Here is a 10,779-nt window from a genome sequence, read left to right on the forward strand (position 1 = left end):
CCCTGGCCGGGCACGCGACAACGTAGGTCGCCGACGCCTCGACCGGTACCCCTGGTGGACCGGAGCGAGTAGGAGAGATCGATGAACGCTGGCCGCCCCGCGCGGCTCGCCGTCGGAGTGGTGTCCGCCGGACGGGTCGGGGTCGTGCTCGGAGCCGCACTCGCGGCCGCCGACCATCACGTCGTCGCCACCAGTGGTGTGTCCCGGGCGTCGGTGCAACGCGCCGAGGCTCTGCTCCCCGGCGTCCCGCTGCTGCCACCCGACGAGGTCGTGACGAGCTCCGACCTGGTCGTCCTCGCCGTCCCGGACGACGTGCTGCCCGGCCTCGTCCGCGGCCTCGCCGCCGCCGGGTGCTTCCGCCCCGGCCAGATCGTCACCCACACCGCCGGGGCGTCCGGTGTGCGCGTCCTGGCCCCGGCCGTCGAGCAGGGGGTGCTGGCGGTGGCCCTGCACCCGGCCATGACCTTCACCGGCCGCCCGGAGGACGTGCAGCGCCTGGCGTCGTGCTGTGTCGCGGTGACCGCCGCGGAGGGTGACGAGGCCGCGTCGAGCGTCGGTGAGGCCCTGGTCGTGGAGATGAACGCGGAGCCGGTGCGGGTCCCGGAGGCGGTCCGTCCGCTGTACCACGCCGCGCTCGCGCACGGGGCCAACCACCTGATGACGCTCGTCCGGGACTGCGTGGACCTGCTGGAGAACGCGGGCGTGCGGCCGGCCGAACGGCTCGTCGCGCCGCTGCTCTCGGCGGCCCTGGACAACGCGCTGCGCCACGGCGACCGCGCCCTGACCGGCCCGGTCGCCCGCGGCGACACCGGCACCCTGCGTACCCACCTCGACGAGATCACCGCCGCCGACCCGGACCTGGCCGAGTCCTACCGGGCCCTGGCCTCCCGCACCGCGGGACGGGCCGCCGCGGCAGGCCTGCTCGACGACTCCGCCCTCGACGACGTCCGCAAGACCCTGGAGGAACACCGGTGACCGCGATGAGCACCCGCAACGGCTACGTGGCCGGGCAGGTGACCGTGCACTCCGAGCCCACGAGGCTCGCGACGGTGACCCGCGCCCTGCGCGGCGCCGGCCGCAAGATCGCGCTCGTCCCGACGATGGGCGCGCTGCACGAGGGTCACCGCGAGCTGATCCGGCACGCCAGACGGGTGCCGGGCGCCGTCGTCCCGGTCGTGTCGATCTTCGTGAACCCGCTGCAGTTCGGGGCGGGAGAGGACCTGGAGAGCTACCCGCGCCCGCTGGAGGACGACCTGGAGACGTGCCGGGAGGAGGGCGTCGAGCTGGTCCTGACGCCGCAGGTGGGGCACATGTACCCGCCGGGCGCGGACACCCGGATCACCGCCGGCCCGCTCGGCGACGAGCTCGAGGGGGCCACGCGTGCCGGGCACTTCTCCGGGATGCTGACCGTGGTCTCGAAGCTGTTCCACATCGTCGCGCCGGACGTGGCGATGTTCGGTGAGAAGGACTTCCAGCAGCTCGTCCTGGTCAAGAAGATGGTCCGCGACCTGGACTTCCCGCTGTCCGTGGTCGGCGTGCCGACCGTGCGCGAGTCCGACGGCCTGGCGCGCTCGTCGCGCAACGTCTACCTGTCCGAGCAGGACCGGGCGCGGGCCGCCGTGCTGTCCCGGGCGCTCGTCGAGGGCTCCGGGGTCTCGGCGGCCGGGCCGCAGGCCGTGCTGGACCGGGCGCGCGAGGTCCTCGCGACCGAGCCCGCGCTGGACCTGGACTACCTCGAGCTGCGCGGTGCCGACCTGGGCCCGGTCCCGGAGTCCGGCGACGCGCGGCTGCTCGTCGCGGCCCGCCTCGGCCCCACCCGTCTGATCGACAACGTCGCCGTCACGCTCTAGGAGCCGGAGAGACCGATGTACCGCACGATGATGAAGTCCAAGATCCACCGGGCCACCGTGACCCAGGCCGACCTGCACTACGTCGGTTCGGTGACGATCGACGCGGACCTGATGGCCGCCGCGGACCTCCTGGAGGGCGAGCAGGTCACGATCGTCGACATCACCAACGGCGCCCGCCTGGAGACCTACGCGATCACCGGCGAGCCGGGCAGCGGCGTGATCGGGATCAACGGCGCGGCCGCGCACCTGGTGCACCCCGGGGACCTGGTCATCCTGATCTCCTACGGCAGCTACGACGAGACCGAGCTGATCGCCTATCGCCCGCGGGTCGTGTTCGTCGACGCCGACAACCGGGTCGCCGACCTCGGCACCGACCCGGGCCACGCCCCGGACGGGTCCGGGCTGCTCTCCGGTGCTGCCGGCCGGGTCGGCCGGTAGGCGTGCACCTCTGCATCGACGTCGGCAACACCCAGATCGCGCTCGGCCTCTACCCGGAGCCGGACCCCGCGGCCCCCGGGGAGCTGGCGCCGGAGACCGCGCACAGCTGGCGGATGCGCACCGAGCCCCGGATGACCGCGGACGAGCTCGAGGTGGCGATCTACGCCATGCTCGGCGACCTCGCCCCGGCCGTGACCGGGATCAGCGCGCTGTCCACGGTGCCGGTGCTCTCGCGCGAGCTGCGGGTGATGCTGGACCGCCGCGCCGACCGGATGCCGACGCTCGTCGTCGGGCCCGGGGTGCGCACGGGGGTCCCGCTGCTGGTCGACCACCCGCGCGAGGTGGGCGCGGACCGGGTGGTGAACACCCTCGCGGCGCACCAGATGTTCGGCACCAGCTGCGTGATCGTGGACTTCGGGACGTCGACCAACATCGACGTCGTGTCGGCCCGCGGGGAGTTCCTCGGCGGTGCGCTCGCCCCGGGTATCGACATCTCGATGGAGGCGCTGGCCACCCGGGCCGCCGCGCTGCGCACGGTGGAGCTGGTCGCGCCCCGTTCGGTGATCGGGAAGAACACGGTGGAGTGCCTGCAGGCCGGCGTCATCTTCGGCTTCGCCGGGCAGGTCGACGGGCTGGTCCGGCGGATCGTGGCCGAGCTCGGCCCGTCCGCGGGCCCGGTCACGGTGCTGGCCACCGGCGGGCTCTCGCAGCTGATGCGGGGTGAGTCGGAGACCATCGAGCACTACGTGCCGGAACTGACACTGTTCGGCCTGCGCCTGACCTACCTGCGCAACGTGCGCCAGACCAGCGTGAGCATCGGCAGCTCGAACGTCCCGGACGAGGTCTCGGGCCGGGCGGCCAGGTAGGCGCGCATCCGCGCGAACGCGGCATCGCGTTCGGCCGGCTCGGCGGTCAGCGCCCACGAGTGGGTCGCGACGTCGGCCAGGTACGAGTCGACGGTCATCGGCCGGCTCCATCGCACGTCGGCCCGTTCGGCGGGCTCGAAGAACGGCTCACCCGGCATCTGCACGTCGTAGCCCGCGCCGCGCGGGTTCGGCGGGTGCGCGCTCCCGGCCACCGTGCCCAGCTCGTGCGGCCACCCGGCGCCGGGGTCGGCACTGTTCCAGAGCCCGGCCAGCACGCCGCCGGGCCGCAGCACCCGCGCCATCTCCGGCGTGGCCAGGGTGAGGTCGAACCAGTGCAGTGCCTGCCCGACCAGCACCGCGTCGACCGACCCTGCCGGTAGCGGGATCGCCTCGGCGCTGCCTTCGCGCGCGTCCGCACCGGGCAGCTCGGCGTGCAGCTGCGCGAGCATCCCCGGGTCCGGTTCCACCGCGACCACGTCGAGACCGCGCGCGAGCAACGCCGCCGTGAGCACCCCCGTCCCGGCGCCGAGGTCGAGCACCCGTCCCGGCGGCCACGCGGGGTGCAGGGCCAGGTCGACCGCCTCCTGCGGGTAGCGAGGACGGTGGCGGGCGTACTCCGCGGCCACCGCCCCGAACGAGCGCGCACGTTGCGGGTCGGGCATGACCGCGACGGTACGGAGCAGCCGGTCGGGCGGCGATCCGATTCGTCACCCCGGCTGCCCCCGGCCGGAACGCCGGGAACGGGTCACTAACCTTTCCCGGCGTGACGACTTCCGTGCCGCCCAGTGACGAGGACCTTCCCGAGCAGATGCGGGTGCGCCGGGCCAAGCGCGAGGAGCTGATCGCCGCCGGCACCGAGCCGTACCCGGTCACGGTCCCGCGCACGCACACCCTGCGCCAGGTCCGCGACGCCCACCCCGACCTCCCGGCCGACACCGCCACCGGCGAGAAGGTCGCCGTCGTCGGCCGGATCTTCTTCCTGCGCAACACCGGCAAGCTGTGCTTCGCCACCCTGCGTGAGGGCGACGGTACCGAGCTGCAGGCCATGCTGAGCCTCGACCGGGTCGGGGCAGACGAGCTGGCACGCTGGAAGGCCGTCGTCGACCTGGGCGACCACGTGCTCGTCCGCGGCGAGGTGATCACCTCTAGGCGCGGTGAGCTGTCGGTCCAGGCCGACTCGTGGGAGATGGCGTCCAAGGCGGTGCGGCCGCTGCCGGTGGCGCACCGCGAGCTGTCGGAGGAGAACCGGGTCCGGCAGCGCTACGTCGACCTGATGGTCCGCCCGCAGGCACGCGAGACCGTCCGCGCCCGCTCGACGGTGCTGCGCACGGTGCGGGAGTCGCTGCACGGCCGCGACTTCGTCGAGGTCGAGACGCCGATGCTGCAGCTGCTGCACGGTGGCGCCACCGCGCGCCCGTTCGTCACGCACGCGAACGCGCTGGACACGGATCTGTACCTGCGGATCGCGCCGGAGCTGTTCCTGAAGAGGTGTGTGGTCGGCGGGGTCGAGCGGGTCTTCGAACTCAACCGGGTTTTCCGGAACGAGGGAATCGACTCCACACACTCGCCGGAGTTCGCGATGCTCGAGGCCTACCAGGCCTATGCGACCTACGACGAGATGGCGGACCTGACCCGCGACCTCATTCAGGAATCGGCCCGCGCGCTGTACGGGTCCACCGTCGTCACCCACACCGACGGGTCCGAACACGACCTGGGCGGACAGTGGCGATCGGTCACTCTCCACGGATCGGTGTCGACCGCCGTCGGACAGGATGTGACGCCGGACACGGAAGTGTCGGTACTGCGAAAGATCGCGGAGACGCACGAGGTCGAGCTCGGCGATTCCCTCTCCGCGGGCGAGATCGTTCTCGAGCTGTTCGAGAAGCTCGTCGAACACACCTTGATCGAGCCGACGTTCGTCCGCGATTTCCCGGTCGAGGTGCGGCCGCTGACCCGCGCGCACCGGGACGATCCCCGCCTGTCCGAATCGTGGGACCTCGTCGTCTTCGGTGTCGAGTTGGCGACGGCCTATTCCGAACTGGTCGACCCGGTGGAGCAACGGGACCGGTTGCACGCGCAGTCGGTGAAGGCCGCCGCGGGCGATCCGGAGGCCATGCAGCTCGACGAGGACTTCCTGCGGGCCATGGAGTACGGCATGCCGCCCACCGGCGGGATGGGGATGGGTCTCGACCGCCTGCTGATGACGCTGACCGGACTCGGTATCCGGGAGACCATCCTCTTCCCGCTGGTTCGCGGAGAATCCTGAGAAGGCGACGTGATCCCGATCGGGTGCAATACCTGATCGAGTCCGTCGCCGATGCGACCCAACTCGACTTTGCTGTTCGAATGCGGTTACTCTGTTTTAAGGGCGTGGTCGGATCAGACCCCGTCAAGACGGTCACATCGGCGATCGGGTGACTCGAACAGGGCAACACAAGTGAGATGGGGAGGCTGCGACGGTGGCGCAGATCCGGGAGATCAGGCTCGTGGACGATCTGAGCGGCGACGTCGCCGACGAGACGATCGAGTTCGGCCTGGACGGCAAGAACTACGAGATCGACCTCACGACGGCGAATGCGAAGAAGCTGCGTGACGCCTTCGCCGACTACGTGGCCTCGGCCCGTCGTGCGGCATCCGGCCGTCGTCGCGGCAACTCGGCCTCGAACTCCGCGGCCCGGCGCCCGGCGATCGACCGTGAGCAGAACCAGGCGATTCGGGACTGGGCCCGCAAGCGTGGCATGAAGGTCTCCGACCGTGGCCGTATTCCGGCCGACGTCCTGGAGGCGTACCACCAGGAGAACTGACGCCGGCGGCCGGAGGGAACGTTCCTCGGGGTCACCGCGCGAGCACGGAACGGGTTCGTCGACGTCGTCGGCGGACCCGTTCCGCCTTCCGGGGTTAGGGTGACCTACTACAAGAGCCGGGCCGATCGACCCGGCGCATCCGCCGTCCTGATCGCGGAGGTCTCCATGGCCCGTTCGATGACCGAGCTCGAGGTGCTGCGCACCGAGCGCCTGAGCGCACACATGATCCGGGTGGTCGCCGGCGGCGACGGGCTCGCCCGCTTCCCGGACACCGAGTTCACCGACCGCTACGTCAAGATCCTTTTCCCGCAGCCGGGCGTCGAGTACCCGGAGCCGTTGGACATGGACGTCGTGCACGCCGAGTACCCGCGCGAGCAGTGGCCGTCGCAGCGCACCTACACGGTCCGTTCCGTGGATCGCGCGGCCGGCGAGCTGGTGATCGACTTCGTACATCACGGCGACACCGGCCTGGCCGGCCCGTGGGCCGCGGCGGCCGAACCCGGTGACCGGCTGCGGCTGCTCGGGCCGGGCGGTGCCTACGTGCCCGACCCGGCGGCCGACTGGCACCTGCTGGTCGGCGACGAGGCCGCACTGCCGGCGATCGCCGCGGCCCTGGAGCGGGTCGGCCCCGGCGTCCCGGCGGTGGCCGTGGTGCAGGTCGGGTCCTCCGGTGAGGAGCAGCACCTGAGCTCGGTGGCGGAGCTGGACGTGCGCTGGCTCTACCGCGACGCGGCCGGCGGCGACCCGGACGGGACCCAGCTTCTCGACGAGGTGCGTTCCCTGGAGTTCCTCCCGGGCCGGGTGCACGCGTTCGTGCACGGCGAGGCGACCGCCGTGCGCGGGCTGCGGCGACACCTGCTGCACGACCGCGAGGTCGACCGCGACGCCCTGTCGGTGTCCGGCTACTGGCGCCGTGGCCACGCCGACGAGGAGTTCCGCACGCTCAAGGCGGCCGAGCGGGAGCGCGAGCTGGCCGAGGAGCAGGCCGCCGCCCGCGCCTGACCGCCGGGCGCCGGGAGCGCGCCGGGAACACACCCGGCGAACCCGGTGTTACGCACCGCAGGACCGTTCGTGCACTCCAGGTGGAGGCGCCGAGCCCCATCAGACCGATACAGTGGTATGAGCGCGTCGGGACGACAGACGTTCGGGCGCCGTGTCACGCGAGGGCGCAGTGTCGGTTTCGGGAGTTCCGGGACGGACGGAGATGCTGGTCGCGCTGTACGTGAGGCGCAGCAGTCAAGGAGTGCGAATTGTTCGAGAGGTTCACCGACAGAGCTCGACGTGTTGTCGTCCTGGCGCAGGAAGAAGCCAGGATGCTCAACCACAACTACATCGGGACCGAGCACATCCTCCTTGGCCTGATCCACGAGGGCGAAGGAGTGGCCGCCAAGGCCCTCGAGTCGCTCGGGATCGCCCTGGAGGGCGTGCGGCAGCAGGTCGAGGAGATCATCGGCCAGGGCCAGCAGGCACCGTCGGGGCACATCCCCTTCACGCCGCGGGCCAAGAAGGTGCTGGAGCTCTCCCTGCGTGAGGCGCTGCAGCTCGGTCACAACTACATCGGCACCGAGCACATCCTGCTCGGCCTGATCCGCGAGGGTGAGGGCGTCGCGGCGCAGGTGCTGGTCAAGCTGGGGGCGGACCTCAACCGCGTCCGCCAGCAGGTCCTGCAGCTGCTGTCCGGCTACCAGGGCAAGGAGCCCGCCGAGGCCTCGGCCGGCCGGGGCGAGGGCACGCCGTCGTCGTCGCTGGTGCTCGACCAGTTCGGTCGCAACCTCACCCAGCAGGCCCGTGAGGGCAAGCTGGACCCGGTCGTCGGCCGGGAGAAGGAGATCGAGCGGATCATGCAGGTCCTCTCCCGGAGGACCAAGAACAACCCGGTCCTGATCGGTGAGGCCGGCGTCGGCAAGACCGCCGCCGTCGAGGGCCTGGCCCAGGGCATCGTCAAGGGCGAGGTCCCGGAGACGCTCAAGGACAAGCAGCTCTACACGCTCGACCTGGGCTCGCTGGTGGCCGGTTCCCGCTACCGCGGTGACTTCGAGGAGCGCCTCAAGAAGGTGCTCAAGGAGATCCGCACCCGCGGCGACATCATCCTGTTCATCGACGAGATCCACACCCTGGTGGGTGCGGGTGCCGCCGAGGGCGCGATCGACGCCGCCTCGATCCTCAAGCCGATGCTCGCCCGTGGTGAGCTGCAGACCATCGGTGCGACCACGCTCGACGAGTACCGCAAGTACGTCGAGAAGGACCCGGCCCTGGAGCGTCGTTTCCAGCCGATCCAGGTCGCCGAGCCGAGCGTCACGCACACCATCGAGATCCTCAAGGGTCTGCGCGACCGCTACGAGGCGCACCACCGCGTCACGATCACCGACGGCGCGCTGGTGGCCGCGGCCACGCTGGCCGACCGCTACATCAACGACCGGTTCCTCCCGGACAAGGCGATCGACCTGATCGACGAGGCCGGCGCCCGGATGCGCATCCGCCGGATGACCGCCCCGCCGGACCTGCGCGAGTTCGACGAGAAGATCGCGAACGTGCGCCGGGACAAGGAGTCGGCGATCGACGCGCAGGACTTCGAGCGGGCCGCGCACCTGCGCGACTCGGAGAAGACCCTGCTCGGCGAGAAGGCCGAGCGCGAGAAGCAGTGGAAGTCCGGTGACCTGGACGTCGTGGCCGAGGTCGACGACGAGCAGATCGCCGAGGTCCTGGGCAACTGGACCGGCATCCCGGTCTTCAAGCTCACCGAGGAGGAGACGACCCGTCTGCTCCGGATGGAGGACGAGGTCCACAAGCGGATCATCGGCCAGGAGGACGCCGTCAAGGCCGTCTCCCAGGCGATCCGCCGGACCCGTGCCGGCCTGAAGGACCCGAAGCGCCCGTCCGGCTCGTTCATCTTCGCCGGTCCGTCCGGTGTCGGTAAGACCGAGCTGTCCAAGGCGCTGGCGAACTTCCTGTTCGGCGACGACGACGCGCTCATCCAGATCGACATGGGCGAGTTCCACGACCGCTACACCGCCTCGCGCCTGTTCGGTGCCCCTCCCGGGTACGTGGGCTACGAGGAGGGCGGCCAGCTCACCGAGAAGGTGCGGCGCAAGCCGTTCTCGGTCGTGCTGTTCGACGAGATCGAGAAGGCGCACCAGGAGATCTACAACACGCTCCTGCAGGTGCTCGAGGACGGCCGTCTCACCGACGGCCAGGGCCGGACCGTGGACTTCAAGAACACGGTGCTGATCTTCACCTCGAACTTGGGTACCCAGGACATCTCGAAGGCGGTCGGGCTGGGCTTCAGCTCCGGCAACGACGAGGCGTCGAACTACGAGCGGATGAAGACGAAGGTCAACGACGAGCTGAAGAAGCACTTCCGCCCGGAGTTCCTCAACCGCATCGACGACATCATCGTCTTCCACCAGCTCACGCAGCCGCAGATCATCGAGATGGTCGACCTCATGATCACGCGGGTGGAGGGCGCGCTGGCCAACAAGGACATGGCCATCGAGCTCACCGACGCCGCCAAGGGCCTGCTGGCCCGCCGCGGGTTCGACCCCGTGCTGGGCGCCCGGCCGCTGCGCCGGACCATCCAGCGCGAGATCGAGGACCAGCTCTCGGAGAAGATCCTGTTCGGCGAGATCGAGGCCGGCCAGATCGTGCTGGTCGACGTCGAGGGCATCGACGCCGACGCACCCGAGGGGTCGAAGGCGCAGGACGACAAGGCGGTGTTCACCTTCCGGGGTGAGCTGAAGCCGTCCGAGCCGGTCCCGGACTCGCCGCCCACCGAGCTCGCCGCCTCCGGCGAGGAGTGAGCACGCCAGGCAGCTAGCACGATCGACGACGGCCCGTCCGGACACCACGTCCGGGCGGGCCGTCGCCGTTCTCACCGGATGTGGATAGGTTCCCTCCCGTGAGCTCCGTGCGGGCGGTCCCGGAGACCGAGCTGATGTCCGGCGAGCAGCTCACCGCCGACGACGCCCGGCACACCGTCCGCCGCTACGGGCTGCGCCACCTGCTCGGCTCCGGGTTCGTCCGCTTCCGCTACGGCGACGGGTTCAGTCACGCGCGGGCGTTCGGGCTGCAGCTGGCGTTGGCGTCGGTGCCGCTGGTGATCGCCGGCGCCGGGCTGGCCTCGGCGGTCGGGGTGGAGTCGTTCTCCGAGGTCGTCGCGCGCACGGTCGTCGCGATCTCACCGGGCAGCTCCGACCGGCTCATCGAGCAGGCGGTGCCCGGTGGGGACGATGCGGACGAGGCCAGCCGCCGCGGTGAGGTCGTCGTCGTGCTCGGGCTGCTCACCGCGTTCGCGGCAGCCACCTCGGCGTTCGCGCAGCTCGAGCGGGGCGCGAACCGGATCTACGGCACCGAGCGGGACCGGCCGGTGCTGCGCAAGTACGCCCGGGCCGCCGCCCTGACCGCGACCGCGGGCGTGGCGATGGCCGTCGGGCTGCTGCTGATCGTGGCCGGTGAGCCGTTCGGCGAGGCGATGGAGCAGGTCTACCGCTGGGGTGACGCCGCGGAGGAGATCTGGGACGTCCTGCGCTGGCCGGTCGGGCTCGCGGCGCTGGTGGTGGCGGTGACCGCGCTGCTGCGCTTCGCCCCGCGCCGGCGGCAGCCCGGCCTGAGCTGGCTCGCAGTCGGGGCCACGGTCACGGTGCTGGCCTGGCTGGCCGGCTCCGGGCTGCTGGCCCTCTACGTGGCGGTGGCCGCCACGTTCGGCGAGACCTACGGCCCGTTGACGGCGGTGATGGCGCTGTTGCTCTGGGCCAACGTCACCGGGGTGGCGCTGCTGGCCGGCTTCGCACTGGCCGCCCAGCTGGAGGCCGTCCGGGCCGGCCA

10 protein-coding genes are annotated in these 10,779 nt (G+C 71.4%); 9 read left to right on the forward strand and 1 reads right to left on the reverse strand.

The window, feature by feature from the left end:
- The first annotated feature begins 81 nt into the window (after window positions 1-81).
- From I4I78_RS24175 to I4I78_RS24190, 4 genes are read left to right on the forward strand one after another with little or no spacing between them, the layout of a single operon-like run.
- Window positions 82-975, forward strand: coding sequence for a Rossmann-like and DUF2520 domain-containing protein (locus I4I78_RS24175; RefSeq protein ID WP_218613777.1), 894 nt, complete (start codon window positions 82-84; stop codon window positions 973-975).
- 5 nt (window positions 976-980) lie between these two features.
- The gene (gene panC / locus I4I78_RS24180) at window positions 981-1,850 is read left to right on the forward strand and encodes a pantoate--beta-alanine ligase (protein ID WP_218613785.1); all 870 of its coding nucleotides are present in this window, start codon (window positions 981-983) and stop codon (window positions 1,848-1,850) included.
- 15 nt (window positions 1,851-1,865) lie between these two features.
- Window positions 1,866-2,288 (forward strand): aspartate 1-decarboxylase, encoded by a 423-nt coding sequence (panD, locus tag I4I78_RS24185; protein WP_218613778.1) that lies wholly within the window; start codon window positions 1,866-1,868, stop codon window positions 2,286-2,288.
- Window positions 2,289-2,290: 2 nt separating this feature from the next.
- Window positions 2,291-3,154, forward strand: coding sequence for a type III pantothenate kinase (locus I4I78_RS24190; RefSeq protein ID WP_218613779.1), 864 nt, complete (start codon window positions 2,291-2,293; stop codon window positions 3,152-3,154).
- Here I4I78_RS24190 and I4I78_RS24195 read toward each other — a convergent pair.
- Window positions 3,070-3,816, reverse strand: a complete 747-nt coding sequence (locus tag I4I78_RS24195) for a class I SAM-dependent methyltransferase (RefSeq protein ID WP_218613780.1) — start codon at window positions 3,814-3,816, stop codon at window positions 3,070-3,072. The genes I4I78_RS24190 and I4I78_RS24195 overlap by 85 nt on opposite strands.
- A gap of 146 nt (window positions 3,817-3,962) precedes the next feature.
- Between I4I78_RS24195 and lysS the strand changes: the two genes are divergently transcribed.
- The 5 genes from lysS to I4I78_RS24220 all read left to right on the forward strand — a co-directional run.
- Complete coding sequence (gene lysS, locus I4I78_RS24200; RefSeq protein ID WP_218613786.1) at window positions 3,963-5,420, forward strand: lysine--tRNA ligase; 1,458 nt, start codon at window positions 3,963-3,965, stop codon at window positions 5,418-5,420.
- Window positions 5,421-5,613: 193 nt separating this feature from the next.
- Window positions 5,614-5,958 carry an Lsr2 family protein gene (locus tag I4I78_RS24205; RefSeq protein WP_218613781.1) on the forward strand — a complete coding sequence of 115 codons (345 nt, stop codon included), beginning with the start codon at window positions 5,614-5,616 and terminating at the stop codon, window positions 5,956-5,958.
- A 165-nt stretch (window positions 5,959-6,123) separates the two neighbouring features.
- Window positions 6,124-6,960, forward strand: coding sequence for a siderophore-interacting protein (locus I4I78_RS24210; protein ID WP_218613782.1), 837 nt, complete (start codon window positions 6,124-6,126; stop codon window positions 6,958-6,960).
- Window positions 6,961-7,208: 248 nt separating this feature from the next.
- Window positions 7,209-9,755 (forward strand): ATP-dependent Clp protease ATP-binding subunit, encoded by a 2,547-nt coding sequence (locus I4I78_RS24215; protein WP_218613783.1) that lies wholly within the window; start codon window positions 7,209-7,211, stop codon window positions 9,753-9,755.
- Between the two features lie 98 nt (window positions 9,756-9,853).
- The coding region (locus I4I78_RS24220; protein ID WP_218613784.1) for a YihY/virulence factor BrkB family protein at window positions 9,854-10,779 on the forward strand (926 nt) is incomplete at its 3' end.

The sequence above is a fragment of the Pseudonocardia sp. KRD291 genome, assembly GCF_019263595.1.
Lineage (GTDB): Bacteria > Actinomycetota > Actinomycetes > Mycobacteriales > Pseudonocardiaceae > Pseudonocardia.